At 62.1% G+C, this 16,897-nt stretch carries 13 protein-coding genes; 12 read left to right on the top strand and 1 reads right to left on the bottom strand.

Annotation, left to right across the window (positions count from 1 at the left end):
- Positions 1-53 precede the first annotated feature (53 nt).
- The 3 genes from N5C91_RS22515 to N5C91_RS22505 all read left to right on the top strand — a co-directional run bounded on the left by N5C91_RS22515 (position 54) and on the right by N5C91_RS22505 (position 3,313).
- Positions 54-2,303: an alpha-glucosidase gene (locus N5C91_RS22515; protein WP_279832079.1), complete on the top strand. Its 2,250-nt coding sequence runs from the start codon at positions 54-56 to the stop codon at positions 2,301-2,303.
- A 25-nt stretch (positions 2,304-2,328) separates the two neighbouring features.
- Positions 2,329-2,583 carry a YkgJ family cysteine cluster protein gene (locus N5C91_RS22510; RefSeq protein WP_054907940.1) on the top strand — a complete coding sequence of 85 codons (255 nt, stop codon included), beginning with the start codon at positions 2,329-2,331 and terminating at the stop codon, positions 2,581-2,583.
- Between the two features lie 124 nt (positions 2,584-2,707).
- Entirely contained in the window at positions 2,708-3,313 is a 606-nt protein-coding gene (locus N5C91_RS22505) for an START domain-containing protein (RefSeq protein ID WP_236174645.1), read from the top strand.
- A 264-nt stretch (positions 3,314-3,577) separates the two neighbouring features.
- On the opposite strand, the gene gltA is transcribed toward N5C91_RS22505, so the two are convergent.
- Positions 3,578-4,861: a citrate synthase gene (gene gltA / locus N5C91_RS22500; RefSeq protein WP_045208034.1), complete on the bottom strand. Its 1,284-nt coding sequence runs from the start codon at positions 4,859-4,861 to the stop codon at positions 3,578-3,580.
- A 354-nt stretch (positions 4,862-5,215) separates the two neighbouring features.
- On the opposite strand from gltA, the gene sdhC reads away from it, so the two are divergent.
- The 9 genes from sdhC to sucD all read left to right on the top strand — a co-directional run bounded on the left by sdhC (position 5,216) and on the right by sucD (position 16,540).
- Positions 5,216-5,602 (top strand): succinate dehydrogenase, cytochrome b556 subunit, encoded by a 387-nt coding sequence (gene sdhC / locus N5C91_RS22495; RefSeq protein WP_236174646.1) that lies wholly within the window; start codon positions 5,216-5,218, stop codon positions 5,600-5,602.
- Positions 5,596-5,964, top strand: coding sequence for a succinate dehydrogenase, hydrophobic membrane anchor protein (sdhD, locus tag N5C91_RS22490; protein ID WP_024765472.1), 369 nt, complete (start codon positions 5,596-5,598; stop codon positions 5,962-5,964). Before sdhC ends, sdhD begins: the two co-directional genes overlap by 7 nt.
- 3 nt (positions 5,965-5,967) lie before the next feature.
- A complete protein-coding gene (gene sdhA / locus N5C91_RS22485; RefSeq protein ID WP_054907941.1) occupies positions 5,968-7,740 on the top strand; it encodes a succinate dehydrogenase flavoprotein subunit in 1,773 nt (590 codons plus the stop codon).
- A gap of 11 nt (positions 7,741-7,751) precedes the next feature.
- Entirely contained in the window at positions 7,752-8,459 is a 708-nt protein-coding gene (locus N5C91_RS22480; RefSeq protein WP_024765470.1) for a succinate dehydrogenase iron-sulfur subunit, read from the top strand.
- Between the two features lie 249 nt (positions 8,460-8,708).
- Complete coding sequence (locus tag N5C91_RS22475) at positions 8,709-11,540, top strand: 2-oxoglutarate dehydrogenase E1 component (RefSeq protein WP_236174647.1); 2,832 nt, start codon at positions 8,709-8,711, stop codon at positions 11,538-11,540.
- 42 nt (positions 11,541-11,582) lie between these two features.
- A complete protein-coding gene (odhB, locus tag N5C91_RS22470; protein ID WP_236174648.1) occupies positions 11,583-12,815 on the top strand; it encodes a 2-oxoglutarate dehydrogenase complex dihydrolipoyllysine-residue succinyltransferase in 1,233 nt (410 codons plus the stop codon).
- 81 nt (positions 12,816-12,896) lie between these two features.
- Positions 12,897-14,333, top strand: a complete 1,437-nt coding sequence (lpdA, locus tag N5C91_RS22465) for a dihydrolipoyl dehydrogenase (protein ID WP_279832074.1) — start codon at positions 12,897-12,899, stop codon at positions 14,331-14,333.
- 159 nt (positions 14,334-14,492) lie between these two features.
- Positions 14,493-15,659: an ADP-forming succinate--CoA ligase subunit beta gene (gene sucC / locus N5C91_RS22460; RefSeq protein ID WP_015477516.1), complete on the top strand. Its 1,167-nt coding sequence runs from the start codon at positions 14,493-14,495 to the stop codon at positions 15,657-15,659.
- Entirely contained in the window at positions 15,659-16,540 is an 882-nt protein-coding gene (gene sucD / locus N5C91_RS22455) for a succinate--CoA ligase subunit alpha (protein ID WP_207883052.1), read from the top strand. The genes sucC and sucD overlap by 1 nt, the downstream gene beginning before the upstream one ends.
- The last annotated feature ends 357 nt before the right edge of the window (positions 16,541-16,897 follow it).

Raw genomic sequence — 16,897 nt, 5'->3', positions numbered from 1 at the left:
GGGACTGCGCCAGAGCCTAGTGGAGCGCCGCGCGAAAGCCAAGGGGCGGGGTAGTGATCAGAGTCTTGTTGCGGGCAAGCGCAGTTCTGCTGGCGCTGGGAATGCTGGGGGTTGGTGGCTGGAAGGGCTGGCAGTGGTGGCAGCAGCGGCCGGTCTGGGCGCAGCTGACGGTGGCGCCGGCCATGGCGGCCGGGCAGAGCTGGAAGCTGGGTGGCTATCGCCTGGAATGGGACGGCGCATCCTTCGCCTTGCTAGCGGGCGAGCACCCCGCGCAGACGCTGTGGCAGACCCGTGGCGGGTTCCTCGCCGCCGGCCTCGGACGTGTCGAGGCCGAGGAGCATCGTGGCGCAATGTTCGTCCACGAACACCGTGGTTTGCTGTGTCGCCAGCAACAGCTGGATGCCGTTCGGGGCGGGACGGATGAGCTGCTGATCTCGGGGAAACTGGGTTGCGACGATGGTCGGCAGGTGCCTTACAGCGTTGCACTGCGTGCCGATGGCGAGCGCGGTGTGCTGATGGATGTGAGCCTGGATGACCCGGCGCTGAACCGTCTCTATCTGGCTTGGGCGCGGGAGTCCGACGAGCAGTTTCACGGCTTCGGCGAGCAGTTCACCCGCTTCAACCTGAGCGGGCGCCGGTTGCCGATCCTGGTGCAGGAACAGGGCGTGGGGCGGGGCCTGCAGCCCATCACCCTGGCCGCCGACCTGACCAACCGCGCCGGCGGTGATTGGTGGACCACCTACGCGCCGGTACCTTTCTACCTCACCTCGTGCCTGCACGGCTTCTTCAGCGAGGCGTCGGAGTACCAGGTCTTCGACCTGCGTGACGATCAGCGCGTGGCGCTGGAAGTGCACGCCGGCAAACTCAAGGCGCACTTCTATAAAGGCAGCAGTCCCAAGGCATTGATCGAAGCACACACCTCGGTAGTCGGGCGCATGCCGCCGTTGCCGGCCTGGACGCAGCAGGGGGCGATCCTCGGCCTGCAGGGCGGCACCGAGCGTGTGCGTGGCATCGTCCAGCAGCTGGAGCAGGCGAAGGTGCCGCTGGCCGGCGTCTGGGTGCAGGATTGGGTTGGCCAGCGCAGCACCAGTTTCGGCAAGCAACTGTGGTGGAACTGGGTGCTCGATGGTGAGCGCTATCCGGGCTGGTCGGCGTTCAATGCCGAGCTGCGCGCCAAGGGTATTCGCAGCCTGGCCTACGTGAACCCATTCCTGGTGGACACGGCGGAGAAGGGTGGGACGACCCGCAATCTCTACCGGGAAGCGCTGGAGCACGGCTACCTGACGGTGGACGCCCAGGGGCAGCCTCTTCTGTTGCAGAACACCAGCTTCAGCGCCGGCTTGGTCGACCTGACCAGTCCTCAGGCCGCTGAATGGCTGCGTGGAGTGATGCGCGAGGAAATGCTCGGCGCCGGCTTCTCCGGCTGGATGGCGGACTTCGGCGAGGCCTTGCCCTATGACGCGAAGCTGGCGTCCGGTGAGCCGGCGGCGGCGTTGCACAACCGCTATCCGGAGTTGTGGGCGAAGCTCAACCGGCAACTGGTGGACGAGGAGGGGCCAGGCGACCTGCTGTTCTTCATGCGTTCCGCCTACAGCCGCAGCCCCGGCCTGACCACCAGCCTGTGGCTGGGCGACCAGTTGGTGACCTGGGACGCCGACGACGGCCTGCACAGCGCGCTGTTGGGGTTGCTCTCCGGGGGTGTTTCCGGGTTCAGCCTGAACCACAGCGATACCGGCGGCTACACCACCATCAGCAGCCCGATCAGGAACTACCACCGCAGCGAGGAACTGCTGCTGCGCTGGATGGAGTTTTCCGCCTTCACCAGTCTGCTGCGCACCCACGAGGGCAACCGTCCGGACGACAACGTGCAGGCCTACAGCACGTCGGCCACGGTGGCGCAGTTGCAGCGCTTCGCCAGTGTATTCCGCGAGCTGGCGCCGTACCGTCAGCGCCTGATGGACGAGGCGGCCCAGCACGGTTGGCCGCTGGTGCGCCCGCTGTGGCTGGAGTTCCCCGCTGATCCGGCCAGCTTGGCGGAAACGCCGACGAGCTATATGCTCGGCGACCAATTTCTGCTGGCACCGGTACTGGAGCCCGGCGTGCAGCGCCTGAACGTGGCATTGCCCGAGGGGCGCTGGGTGCACCTGTGGAGCGGCAGCACCTTTGAGGTGGCTGCCGGCGGGACAGTTGACGTCCCCACGCCGATTGGCGAGCCGGCGGTTTTCTACCGCGCAGGCTCCGCCGAGGGCGAGCATCTGGTGGCGGCACTGCGCGAGCAGGGACTGCTGCGCTCCAACCCGTGATCCCTGAGTCGAGAGTCCATCAACCATGCAATGCCGTATCGGCTGTGGCGCCTGCTGCATAGCGCCGTCGATTTCCTCGCCCATCCCCGGCATGCCTGACGGCAAGCCCGCGGGTGTGCGCTGCGTACAGTTGGATGAGCGCAATCTGTGCAAACTATTCGGCGACTCGCGGCGTCCAAAGGTTTGTGCGGCCTTCGATGCGGACGCCGATGCCTGCGGCAGCAGCAACGAACAGGCTTTGCAGATTCTCACCGAGTGGGAGCGTATCACCGCCGCCTGATGTGACTTGGAAGTCACGTTTTCGCGGTCCATACTGACGCCCCAACCCGCTCAAGACCGCGGATTGCGACGGGGCGACAGCATTTGTTGCCCCCACAAGATCAAGAATAAAGAGAGGTAAGACGATGCGTGGTGTATTGCGTATGACCCTGCTGGCCACTGCCGTGATGGGCTTTGCCGGTACTGCCCTGGCGGAAGACTGGAAGCTGGAGAAGGAAGACGACGGTGTGAAAGTCTTCCTCAGCCCGGTCGCAGGTTCCAAGTACAAGGCCTACCGTGGCGTCGTCGACATCAAGGCCGATGTGGCCAAGATCAACGCCCTGCAGGAAGACGTGGCCGGATCCTGCAAGTGGATTCACGCCTGCGCCGAGATGCGTCTGCTGAAGACCGAGGGCGACAATTCCTGGACCTACTCGAAGATCGACATGCCCTGGCCGGTGACCGGTCGTGACGTGGTGATCCACGTGACCACCGAGAAGACCGCCGACGGCGGCCTGATCCGTCATCTGAAGGCCGAGCCGAGCTACATTCCGGAAGAGAAGGGTGAAATCCGCGTGCCGAAACTGATCGGCGAGTGGAAGCTGGTGCCCAAGGGCGCGGGCGTGACCGAAGTGACCTACCAGGTGCAGACCGAGCCGGGTGGCAGCATTCCGTCCTGGCTGGCCAACAGCTTCGTGGTGGATGCACCGATGAACACCCTGAAGGGCCTGCGCAGCGCTGCCGAGAAGTAATCGGCGCTGTCGTTCCCTTTCGTGAAAAAGCCGCCTTCGGGCGGCTTTTTCGTTCCTGTAAGAAAGGGGCCATGACCGTGGCAACGTACATGGCGTGATCCTGCAATCGTTTGCCGGCAGGCTCTTCGTAGGAGCGAGCTTGCTCGCGAATGGGATTTCCAGCCGTAATGGCGTCAAGGGGTTCGCGAGCAAGCTCGCTCCTACAGAAAAGCCGTGGCAATAAAAAGGCCGCCCGAAGGCGGCCTTTCTTTTACGCCGTAGCGCTTAGCGGGCCTTGAGGTCCACGAAATCGCGCTGGGTGGCGCCGGTGTACAGCTGGCGCGGACGGCCAATCTTGTACGGGCCGGAGAGCATTTCCTGCCAGTGCGAAATCCAGCCCACGGTACGTGCCAGGGCGAAGATCACGGTGAACATGCTGGTCGGGATGCCGATGGCCTTCAGGATGATGCCGGAGTAGAAGTCCACGTTCGGGTAGAGGTTGCGCTCCACGAAGTAGGGGTCGTGGCGGGCGATTTCTTCCAGCTTCATGGCCAGTTCCAGCTGCGGGTCGTTGATGCCCAGCTCCTGGAGAACCTCGTCGCAGGTCTGTTTCATGACCTTGGCGCGCGGGTCGAAGTTCTTGTAGACGCGGTGGCCGAAGCCCATCAGCTTGAACGGATCGTTCTTGTCCTTGGCCTTGGCCACGAACTTCTCGATGTTCGATACGTCACCGATCTCGTCCAGCATGCGCAGAACGGCTTCGTTCGCACCGCCGTGGGCCGGCCCCCACAGGGCCGCGATGCCCGAGGCGATACAGGCGAACGGGTTGGCACCCGAGGAGCCCGCCAGGCGCACGGTGGAGGTGGAGGCGTTCTGCTCGTGGTCGGCGTGCAGGATGAAGATGCGGTCCATGGCCTTGGCCAGCACAGGGCTGATCGGCTTGGTCTCGCAAGGGGTGTTGAACATCATATGCAGGAAGTTTTCTGCATAGTTCAGGTCGTTGCGCGGGTACATCATCGGCTCGCCCTTGGAGTACTTGTACACCATGGCAGCGATGGTCGGCATCTTGGCGATCAGACGATGCGCCGAGACTTCCCGGTGCTTCGGATTATTGATGTCCAGGGAGTCGTGATAGAAGGCGGAGAGGGCACCGATCACGCCGCACATCACGGCCATCGGGTGCGCATCACGGCGGAAACCGTTGAAGAAGGTCTTCAGCTGCTCGTGAACCATGGTGTGGTTCTTGATGGTGCCGACGAACTTCTCTTTCTGCTCGGCAGTGGGCAGTTCGCCGTTGAGCAGCAGGTAGCAGGTTTCCAGGTAGTCGGACTTCTCGGCGAGCTGTTCGATCGGGTAGCCGCGATGCAGCAGTACACCTTTATCACCATCGATGTAGGTGATCTTCGACTCGCAGGAGGCGGTGGACATGAAGCCGGGGTCGAAAGTGAAGTGACCCGTGGAGGTCAGGCCCCGCACGTCGACAACATCGGGACCCAGCGTGCCGGAGAGGACAGGCAGTTCGACGGGGGCAGCGCCCTCGATGATCAACTGCGCTTTTTTGTCAGCCATGATGGCCTCCTATTTATGCTTGAAATCATCTGTACGACCCCCCACGCAGGGCCCGCACCACTATAGAGAGATAAATCCGAATGTCAATTTGCACAATCGGAGAAGTTTGGCTCCTCCAAGCCCCTGTTTTGCCGGAAAAATTTGCCTGTTTACGCCTTTTATGGGGGTGCGGCAATTAGTCCTTAGGTGGAGGTCTTTCCGTTGTCATTAGGGGCCTAACTGTCTATACTCGGCGACCAGCCGCCAAGGGCCGTCCGGCCTAGCTTGATTGGTGGTTGTCACTCCCGAAGGTGATGGGTACCTGACAAGTGCACCTCCCGACAACTAGCCCTGATCCATAGAAGGGCTCTCAGTGTGAAAAAAGCCGTGAATAGCAAACGACCCGTAAACCTAGACCTAAGGACCATCCAACTCCCTATCACTGCTTACACGTCGATTCTCCACCGCATCTCTGGCGTCATTCTGTTCGTGGGTATCGCAGTGCTGCTGTTTGCACTGGATCGTTCCCTCGCTTCGGAAGAAAGCTTCGAGCAGGTGAAGGCGTGTCTGACCCATCCGTTGGTCAAGCTTGTGATTTGGGGCCTGCTGTCTGCGCTGCTGTACCACCTGGTAGCCGGTATTCGTCACCTCATCATGGATGCAGGTATTGGCGAAACACTGGAAGGCGGTAAGCGTGGTTCGAAAATCGTCATCGCTGTCGCAGTGGTGCTGATCGTTCTGGCGGGGGTATGGGTATGGTAACTAACGTCACTAACTTGTCGCGTTCGGGTCTCTACGACTGGATGGTCCAGCGCGTCTCCGCGGTCGTTCTCGCGGCTTATGTTCTCTTCCTGCTGGGCTTCCTGATCGCTCACCCGGGTATCACCTACGCCGAGTGGCATGGTCTGTTCTCCCACAGCCTGATGAAGATCTTCAGCCTGTTGACGCTGGTTTCCCTGAGCGTGCACGCATGGGTTGGTATGTGGACCATCACTACCGACTACCTGACTCCGATGGCGCTGGGCAAGTCCGCGACCGTCGTGCGTTTCCTCGTCCAGGCGGTATGCGGCATGGCCATGTTCGCATTCTTCGTCTGGGGTGTGCAGATTCTCTGGGGTAACTGATCCATGGCTAGCATTCGTACTCTTTCTTTCGACGCCATCATCGTTGGTGGCGGCGGCGCCGGCATGCGCGCTGCGCTGCAACTGGCCCAGGGTGGTCACAAGACTGCCGTGGTGACCAAGGTCTTCCCGACCCGTTCGCACACCGTATCCGCCCAGGGCGGCATCACCTGCGCCATCGCTTCGGCCGACCCGAACGACGATTGGCGCTGGCACATGTACGACACCGTCAAGGGCTCCGACTACATCGGTGACCAGGACGCCATCGAATACATGTGCTCCGTCGGCCCGGAAGCCGTGTTCGAGCTGGAACACATGGGCCTGCCGTTCTCCCGTACCGAGCAGGGCCGCATCTACCAGCGTCCGTTCGGTGGCCAGTCCAAGGACTTCGGCAAGGGTGGCCAGGCTGCCCGTACCTGCGCCGCGGCTGACCGTACCGGTCACGCGCTGCTGCATACCCTCTATCAGGCCAACCTGAAGAACGGTACTTCCTTCCTTAATGAGTGGTACGCGGTTGACCTGGTGAAGAACCAGGACGGTCATGTGGTTGGCGTCATCGCCATCGACATCGAAACCGGCGACACCGTTTATATCCGCTCCAAAGCCGTGGTCCTGGCCACTGGCGGTGCCGGCCGTATCTACGCCTCCACCACCAACGCCCTGATCAACACCGGTGACGGCATCGGTATGGCCCTTCGTGCTGGCGTGCCGGTGCAGGACATCGAGATGTGGCAGTTCCACCCGACCGGCATCGCCGGCGCTGGTGTACTGGTCACCGAAGGCTGCCGCGGTGAAGGCGGCTACCTGATCAACGCCCATGGCGAGCGTTTCATGGAGCGTTATGCTCCGAACGCGAAAGACCTGGCCGGCCGCGACGTGGTTGCCCGCTCCATGGTGAAAGAAGTGATCGCCGGCAACGGCGTGGGCCCGAACAAGGACCACGTACTGCTGAAGCTCGACCACCTCGGCGAAGAAGTTCTGCACAGCCGCCTGCCCGGCATCTGCGAACTGTCCAAGACCTTCGCCCACGTCGACCCGGTTGTCGCTCCGATCCCGGTCATCCCGACCTGCCACTACATGATGGGCGGCGTTGCCACCAACATCCATGGCCAGGCCCTGACTACCGATGCCAACGGCAACGAGCAGATCATCGAAGGCCTGTTCGCCGTAGGCGAAGTGGCTTGCGTATCGGTACACGGCGCCAACCGTCTGGGCGGCAACTCGCTGCTCGACCTGGTTGTGTTCGGTCGTGCCACCGGCCTGCACCTGGAGAAGGCGCTCAAGGATGGTATCGAGCACCGCCAGGCTTCCGAGTCCGACCTGGAATCCGCTTTCAAGCGCCTGAACGGCGTGAACGAGCGCACCAGCGGCGAAGAAGTCGCTCCGCTCAAGCGCGAGCTGCAATCCTGCATGCAGAACTACTTCGGTGTGTTCCGTACCGGCGAGTACATGCAGAAAGGTATCGCTCAGCTGGCTGATCTGCGTGAGCGTATCGCCACCGTCAAGATCAACGACAAGAGCCAGGCATTCAACACGGCGCGTATCGAAGCGCTGGAACTGCAGAACCTCCTCGAAGTGGCCGAAGCCACTGCGATTGCGGCAGAAGCCCGCAAAGAGTCCCGCGGCGCGCATGCCCGCGAAGACTTCGAGGAGCGCGATGACGAGAACTGGCTGTGCCACACCCTGTACTTCCCGGGTGAGAAGCGTGTAGCCAAGCGTGCCGTCAACTTCGCGCCGAAAACTGTTCCGGCATTCGAACCCAAGGTTCGTACTTACTAAGGGTGCCCGCCATGTTGCAAGTGAGTGTTTACCGCTACAACCCTGAGAAGGACGCTGCACCCTACATGCAGGACTTCCAGGTCGATACCGACGGCAAGGACATCATGGTCCTGGACGTGCTGGCACTGATCAAGGAACAGGACGAGGGCTTCTCCTACCGTCGTTCCTGCCGTGAGGGCGTTTGCGGCTCCGACGGCATGAACATCAACGGCAAGAACGGCCTGGCCTGCATCACCCCCCTGTCGGCCGCTGGCCTGAAGGGCGGCAAGCTGGTCCTGCGTCCGCTGCCGGGCCTGCCGGTCATCCGTGACCTGGTCGTCGACATGCGCATCTTCTACAAGCAGTACGAGAGCGTGAAGCCGTTCCTGCAGAACAAGTATGCAGCTCCGGCCATCGAGCGTCTGCAAAGCCCGGAAGAGCGCGAGAAGCTGGACGGTCTGTACGAGTGCATCCTGTGCGCCTGCTGCTCGACCTCCTGCCCGTCGTTCTGGTGGAACCCCGACAAGTTCCTGGGTCCCGCCGCGCTGCTGCAGGCCTATCGCTTCCTGGCCGACAGCCGTGACACCGAAACTCAGGCGCGCCTGGCGAGCCTGGATGACCCGTTCAGCGTCTTCCGCTGCCGCGGGATCATGAACTGCGTGAACGTTTGCCCGAAGGGTCTGAACCCCACCAAGGCAATCGGCCACATCCGTAACATGCTGCTGCAGAGCGGCACTTGATCTGCGGGCCTTGCGCCCACAGATCATGAAAGAGCGACACCTGTGCCGCCGGAACATTGTCCGGCGGTACAGTCCTTAGGACCCAAGCCCACAAAGCGGGGGTCCTGTTTTGAAAACGTATATATGACCAGCAGGGGCATCCGGGCTGGTACCCGGACTATCTGCGGGAATCGGTGGCTTGAAGTCGCTGTGTTTGACTTCGCGCCAGAGGTTCCACAGGTGGAGTCCCCTTACCGAGGGTGACCAAGCATGCACGAAAGCGTAATGCAGCGGATGTGGAACAGTGCCCATCTATCCGGTGGAAACGCTGCCTACGTCGAAGAGCTCTACGAGCTCTACCTGCACGACCCGAACGCTGTGCCAGAAGAGTGGCGCACGTACTTCCAGAAGCTTCCTGCCGACGGCAATCCTGCCCCCGACGTTTCGCATTCCTCTATCCGTGATCATTTCGTACTCCTGGCCAAGAACCAGCGCCGTGCCGCGCCTGTTTCCGCTGGCAGCGTAAGCACCGAGCACGAGAAAAAGCAGGTTGAAGTCCTGCGCCTGATCCTGGCATACCGTCTGCGTGGACATCAGGCAGCATCGCTTGATCCGCTGGGTCTCTGGGTGCGTACCGCTCCCTCCGACCTGTCGCTGGAACATTACGGGCTCACCGCTGCAGACCTCGACACTACTTTCCGGACCGGTGAGCTCTACATCGGCAAGGAAGAAGCGACCCTGCGTGAAATCCTCGATGCGCTGAAGCAGACCTACTGCAGCACCATCGGCGCCGAATTCATGCATATCGTCGATTCCGAACAGCGCCACTGGTTCGCCCAGCGCCTGGAAAGCGTCCGTGGCCGTCCGACGTACTCCGCCGACGCCCGCTCCCACCTGCTCGAGCGCCTGACCGCTGCCGAAGGCCTGGAAAAGTACCTGGGCACCAAGTACCCGGGCACCAAGCGCTTCGGCCTGGAAGGCGGCGAGAGCCTGATCCCGATGGTCGACGAGATCATCCAGCGTTCCGGCTCCTATGGTGTGAAGGAAATCGTCATCGGCATGGCCCACCGCGGCCGTCTGAACGTCCTGGTCAACACCCTGGGCAAGAACCCGCGCGAGCTGTTCGACGAGTTCGAAGGCAAGAAGCTGGTCGAGATGGGCTCCGGTGACGTGAAATACCACCAGGGCTTCTCCTCCAACGTCATGACCAGCGGCGGCGAAGTCCACCTGGCCCTGGCGTTCAACCCCTCGCACCTGGAAATCGTTTCTCCGGTGGTCGAGGGTTCGGTACGCGCCCGCCAGGACCGTCGCAAGGACGGCACCGGCGACAAGGTCGTGCCGATCTCCATCCACGGTGATGCCGCCTTCGCGGGGCAGGGCGTGGTCATGGAGACCTTCCAGATGTCGCAGACCCGTGCTTACAAGACGGGCGGCACCATCCACATCGTGATCAACAACCAGGTGGGCTTCACCACCAGCCGCCAGGACGATGCTCGTTCCACCGAGTACGCGACCGACGTGGCCAAGATGATCCAGGCGCCGATCTTCCATGTGAATGGCGACGATCCGGAAGCGGTCCTGTTCGTGACCCAGCTGGCCGTCGACTACCGCATGCAGTTCAAGCGTGACGTGGTCATCGATCTGGTCTGCTACCGCCGTCGTGGCCACAACGAGGCTGACGAGCCGAGCGGCACCCAGCCGCTGATGTACCAGCAGATCGCCAAGCAGCGCACCACCCGTGACCTGTATGCCGACGCGCTGATCGCAGCCGGCGTGCAGACCACCGAGCAGGCCCAGGAGAAGGTCGACGAATACCGCGACGCTCTCGACAACGGCCAGCACGTGGTGAAGAGCCTGGTGAAGGAGCCCAACAAGGAGCTCTTCGTCGACTGGCGTCCGTACGTGGGCCATGCCTGGACCGCGCGTCACGACACCCGTTTCGACCTGAAGACCCTGCAGGACCTCTCCGCCAAGCTGCTGGAAACCCCGGACGGCTTCGTCATGCAGCGTCAGGTGCAGAAGATCTACGAAGACCGCGCGAAGATGGCTGCCGGTGGCATGCCGATCAACTGGGGCTTCGCCGAGAACCTGGCCTACGCCACCCTGCTGTTCGAAGGTCACCCGGTGCGCATGACCGGTCAGGACGTCGGCCGCGGCACCTTCTCGCACCGCCACGCGGCGCTGCACAACCAGAAGGACGACTCGGTCTACATCCCGCTGGCCAACCTGTTCGAAGGCCAGCCGCGCGTCAGCCTGTACGACTCCTACCTCTCGGAAGAAGCAGTACTGGCATTCGAATACGGCTACGCCACCACCATGCCGAACGCGCTGGTGACCTGGGAAGCCCAGTTCGGTGACTTCGCCAACGGTGCACAGGTCGTGATCGACCAGTTCATCACCAGCGGCGAAACCAAGTGGCAACGTCTGTGTGGTCTGACCATGCTGCTGCCGCACGGTTACGAGGGCCAGGGTCCGGAGCACTCCTCCGCGCGCCTGGAGCGTTACCTGCAGCTGTGCGCCGAGCAGAACATCCAGGTCTGCGTGCCGACTACCCCGGCCCAGGTCTACCACATGCTGCGCCGTCAGGTGATCCGTCCGCTGCGCAAACCGCTGATCGTGATGACTCCGAAGTCGCTGCTGCGTCACAAGCTGGCCATCTCGACCCTGGAAGATCTGGCCGACGGTTCGTTCCAGACTGTGATCAATGAGATCGACAGCCTGGATCCGAAGAAAGTCGACCGCATCGTGCTGTGCAGCGGCAAGGTGTACTACGACCTGCTGGAGAAGCGTCGCGCCGAAGGTCTCGAGAACATCGCGATCGTTCGCCTCGAACAGCTGTATCCGTTCCCGGAAGACGATCTGGCCGAGGTGCTGTCGCAGTACAAGAACCTCAAGCACATCGTCTGGTGCCAGGAAGAGCCGATGAACCAGGGTGCCTGGTTCTGCTCGCAGCACCATATGCGTCGTGTCATCGCCGCGCACAAGAAAGGTCTCAACCTGGAATACGCGGGCCGCGAAGGCTCGGCAGCTCCGGCTTGCGGCTACGCTTCGATGCACGCCGAGCAGCAGGAAAAACTGCTGCAGGACGCCTTCACCGTTTAACGCCAACGCGCAGTTGATACCGAATTTAAGGAAACACACATAATGGCTATCGAAATCAAAGCCCCAACCTTCCCGGAATCGGTTGCCGACGGCACCGTTGCAACCTGGCACAAGAAGGTCGGTGAAGCCGTCAAGCGTGACGAGCTGATCGTTGACATCGAGACCGACAAGGTCGTGATCGAAGTGCTGGCCGAGGCCGACGGCGTCCTGGCCGAGATCGTCAAGAACGAAGGCGATACCGTTCTCTCCAACGAGCTGCTGGGCAAGCTGAGCGAGGGCGGTGCCGCCGCTGCCGCTCCGGCTGCTGCCTCGGCTCCGGCTGCCGCACCGGCTGCCGCTGCACCGGCCGCTGCTGCCGCTGGCGACGACAACATCCTCTCGCCGGCCGCCCGCAAGCTGGCCGAAGAGAACGGCATCGACCCGAACAGCCTGGCCGGTACCGGCAAAGGCGGTCGCGTCACCAAGGAAGACGTCGTTGCTGCCGTTGAAGCCAAGAAGAACGCCCCGGCTGCCGCTCCGGTTGCCAAGGCTGCCGCTCCGGCTGCCGCTGCACCGGTGTTCGCCGCTGGCGACCGCGTCGAGAAGCGCGTTCCGATGACCCGCCTGCGCGCCAAGGTTGCCGAGCGTCTGGTCGAAGCCCAGTCCTCCATGGCCATGCTGACTACCTTCAACGAAGTCAACATGAAGCCGATCATGGACCTGCGCAACAAGTACAAGGACCTGTTCGAGAAGAAGCACAACGGCGTACGCCTGGGCTTCATGTCCTTCTTCGTCAAGGCCGCCACAGAAGCCCTGAAGCGCTTCCCGGGTGTCAACGCGTCGATCGACGGCAACGACATCGTCTACCACGGCTACCAGGACATCGGTGTGGCAGTTTCCAGCGACCGCGGTCTGGTCGTACCGGTTCTGCGTAACGCCGAGTTCATGAGCCTGGCCGAGATCGAGAACGGCATCGCCACCTTCGGCAAGAAAGCCAAAGACGGCAAGCTGTCCATCGAAGACATGACCGGTGGTACTTTCACCATTTCCAACGGTGGCGTATTTGGATCCCTGCTGTCGACTCCGATCGTCAACCCGCCGCAGACCGCGATCCTCGGCATGCACAAGATCCAGGAGCGCCCGATGGCCGTTAACGGTCAGGTGGTCATCCTGCCGATGATGTACCTGGCGCTGTCCTACGATCACCGCATGATCGATGGCAAGGAAGCGGTAAGCTTCCTGGTCACCATGAAGGATCTGCTGGAAGACCCGGCTCGCCTGCTGCTGGACGTCTGATACGTCAATTCACACGACGGCCCCGTACTACACGACGGCCCCGCGAGGGGCCGTCCGCTTCACCGGAATAAGGATTGAGACATGAGCCAGAAATTCGACGTGGTTGTGATTGGTGCCGGCCCTGGCGGCTACGTAGCCGCTATTCGTGCCGCCCAGCTCGGCCTGAAGACCGCTTGCATCGAGAAATACATCGGTAAAGAGGGTAAGGTCGCTCTCGGCGGTACCTGCCTGAACGTAGGCTGCATTCCGTCCAAGGCCCTTCTGGACAGCTCCTGGAAGTACAAGGAAGCCAAAGAAGGCTTCGAGATCCACGGTATCTCCACCGGCGGCGTGAAGATGGACGTTCCGGCGATGGTTGCCCGCAAGGCCAACATCGTGAAGAACCTGACCGGCGGCATCGCCACCCTGTTCAAGGCCAATGGCGTGACCTCCTTCGAAGGCCACGGCAAGGTCCTGGCCAACAAGCAGGTCGAAGTGACCGGCCTGGACGGCAAGACCCAGGTTCTGGAAGCCGACAACATCATCATCGCCTCGGGCTCCAAGCCGGTTGAAATCCCGCCGGCCCCGCTGACCGAAGACGTGATCGTCGACTCCACCGGCGCCCTGGAATTCCAGAGCGTACCGAAGAAGCTGGGCGTGATCGGCGCTGGCGTCATCGGCCTGGAACTGGGTTCGGTCTGGGCTCGCCTGGGCGCTGAAGTCACCGTTCTGGAAGCCCTGGACAAGTTCCTCCCGGCTGCCGACGAGCAGATCGCCAAGGAAGCCCTGAAGGTCCTGACCAAGCAAGGTCTGAACATCCGCCTGGGCGCTCGCGTCACCGGTTCGGACGTGAAGAAGAAGCAAGTCACCGTGACCTTCACCGACGCTAACGGCGAGCAGAAGGAAACCTTCGACAAGCTGATCGTGGCCGTGGGCCGTCGCCCGGTGACCACCGACCTGCTGGCCGCCGACAGCGGCGTGACCCTGGACGAGCGCGGCTTCATCTTCGTCGACGACCACTGCAAGACCAGCGTTCCGGGCGTCTACGCCATCGGTGACGTGGTCCGTGGCGCCATGCTGGCGCACAAGGCCTCGGAAGAGGGCGTGATGGTTGCCGAGCGCATCGCTGGCCACAAGGCTCAGATGAACTACGACCTGATTCCGTCGGTGATCTACACCCACCCGGAAATCGCATGGGTCGGCAAGACCGAGCAGCAGCTCAAAGGCGAAGGCGTCGAAGTCAACGTCGGCACCTTCCCGTTCGCCGCCAGCGGCCGTGCCATGGCTGCCAACGACACCACCGGTCTGGTCAAGGTCATCGCCGATGCCAAGACCGACCGCGTACTGGGCGTCCACGTGATCGGCCCGAGCGCCGCCGAGCTGGTTCAGCAAGGCGCGATCGGCATGGAATTCGGCACCAGTGCCGAAGACCTGGGCATGATGGTCTTCTCCCACCCGACTCTGTCCGAAGCGCTGCACGAAGCGGCCCTGGCAGTGAATGGCCACGCCATCCACATCGCCAACCGCAAGAAGCGCTAAGGAACGGGACCACGGCGGGGAGGGCGGCAGTCTTTTGCGAGGGGCTGCCTTCCACCCGCCGGATCGTTTCTCCCCCGAGGGGGACTCGGTCACAGGTGGCGTGGTGCCACGAGCGCCGCGCCGAATGCGCAATACCCAAGACGAAAACGGTAGACAAGCATGAATCTCCACGAATATCAGGGTAAGCAGCTGTTCGCTGAGTACGGCCTGCCCGTATCCAAGGGCTTCGCCGTCGACACACCCGAAGAGGCCGCAGAAGCCTGTGAAAAAATCGGTGGTACCGAGTGGGTCGTTAAAGCCCAGGTACACGCCGGTGGCCGCGGTAAAGCGGGCGGTGTGAAGCTGGTCAAGAGCAAAGAGGACGCCAAGGCGTTCGCCGCCAACTGGCTGGGCAAGCGTCTGGTGACTTACCAGACTGACGCCAATGGCCAGCCGGTCAGCAAGATCCTGGTGGAATCCTGCACCGACATCGACAAGGAGCTGTACCTCGGCGCCGTTGTCGACCGTTCCAGCCGTCGCATTGTCTTCATGGCCTCCACCGAAGGTGGCGTGGACATCGAGAAAGTGGCGCACGAAACCCCTGAGAAGATCCTCAAGGCCACCATCGATCCGCTGGTTGGCGCTCAGCCCTACCAGGGTCGCGAGCTGGCTTTCCAGCTGGGCCTGAAAGGCGACCAGATCAAGCAGTTCACCCACATCTTCGTTGGCCTGGCCAAGCTGTTCCAGGACTACGACCTGGCGCTGCTGGAAGTGAACCCGCTGGTGATCAAGAAAGACGGCAACCTGCACTGCCTGGACGCCAAGATCAACATCGACTCCAACGCCATGTACCGTCAGCCCAAGCTGCGCGCCATGCACGACCCGTCCCAGGACGACGCTCGTGAAGCCCATGCGCAGAAGTGGGAACTGAACTACGTCGCGCTGGAAGGCAACATCGGCTGCATGGTCAACGGCGCTGGCCTGGCCATGGGCACCATGGACATCGTCAACCTGCACGGCGGCAAGCCGGCCAACTTCCTCGACGTTGGCGGCGGTGCCACCAAAGAGCGCGTGACCGAAGCGTTCAAGATCATCCTGTCCGACAGCAACGTCGCTGCCGTTCTGGTGAACATCTTCGGCGGCATCGTTCGCTGCGACATGATTGCCGAAGGCATCATCGGCGCCGTGAAAGAAGTCGGCGTGAAAATCCCGGTTGTCGTTCGTCTGGAAGGCAACAACGCCGACCTCGGCGCCAAGGTCCTGGCCGAAAGCGGTCTGAACATCATCGCGGCGACCAGCCTGACCGACGCTGCCCAGCAAGTCGTCAAGGCCGCGGAGGGTAAGTAATGAGCGTCCTGATCAATAAAGACACCAAAGTCATCTGCCAGGGCTTCACCGGCTCGCAGGGTACCTTCCACTCCGAACAAGCCATCGCCTACGGCACCAAGATGGTTGGCGGCGTGACCCCCGGCAAGGGCGGCACCACCCACCTGGGCCTGCCGGTGTTCAACACCGTCAAGGAAGCCGTGGAAGCTACCGGCGCTGACGCTTCGGTCATCTACGTTCCGGCTCCGTTCTGCAAGGACTCGATCCTGGAAGCAGCCTTCGGCGGCATCAAGCTGATCGTCTGCATCACCGAAGGCATTCCGACCATCGACATGCTGGAAGCCAAGGTCAAGTGCGACGAGCTGGGCGTACGCCTGATCGGCCCGAACTGCCCGGGCGTGATCACTCCCGGCGAGTGCAAGATCGGCATCATGCCGGGTCACATCCACCTGCCGGGCAAGGTAGGCATCGTGTCGCGTTCCGGCACCCTGACCTATGAAGCCGTGAAGCAGACCACCGACGCCGGCTTCGGCCAGTCCACCTGCGTGGGCATCGGTGGTGACCCGATCCCGGGCTCCAACTTCATCGACATCCTGAAGCTGTTCCAGGAAGACCCGAAAACCGAAGCCATCGTCATGATCGGCGAGATCGGTGGTTCGGCTGAAGAAGAAGCCGCTGCCTACATCAAGGCCAACGTGACCAAGCCGGTGGTGTCCTACATCGCTGGTGTGACCGCACCGCCCGGCAAGCGCATGGGCCACGCCGGCGCCATCATCTCCGGCGGCAAGGGCACTGCGGACGAGAAGTTCGCCGCCCTGCAGGACGCTGGTGTGAAAACCGTGCGTTCGCTGGCCGACATCGGCAAGGCCCTGGCCGAGCTGACCGGCTGGGCGGTCAAGTAAGCACCTCGCTTACTGAACCGTTCGTCAACAGAGGCCACCTTCGGGTGGCCTCTGTCATTGCGGCGGCGTCTCAGAATTTTCGCTCAGGCGACATAGGCGATCATTACGCGGACGATCTGACGTATGTCAGTGCAGCTCCTCGGAATAGATCGTTAGGCTAGCAACTATATGAAGCGTCGCGCTCCCCACAAGGGAGGGCTCGCTCACCGTCAATTCCTACCCGGAAGCGACGGCGATTCCTGACCGTCAAGGATGGCGGGATAACCAGAATGCAGGAGCAACCGGGCCACGAGCCCATGGAAAACCTCTGCTATCGGACTTCCAAGAACAAATCACCGTACCGATGACAGCAGCATC

Source organism: Pseudomonas sp. GD03903 (genome assembly GCF_029840045.1).
In the GTDB taxonomy this organism is placed as follows: Bacteria; Pseudomonadota; Gammaproteobacteria; order Pseudomonadales; family Pseudomonadaceae; genus Pseudomonas; species Pseudomonas pseudonitroreducens.
Note: the sequence above shows the minus strand (reverse complement) of the source record. Positions and strands in the feature narration are given on the sequence as shown.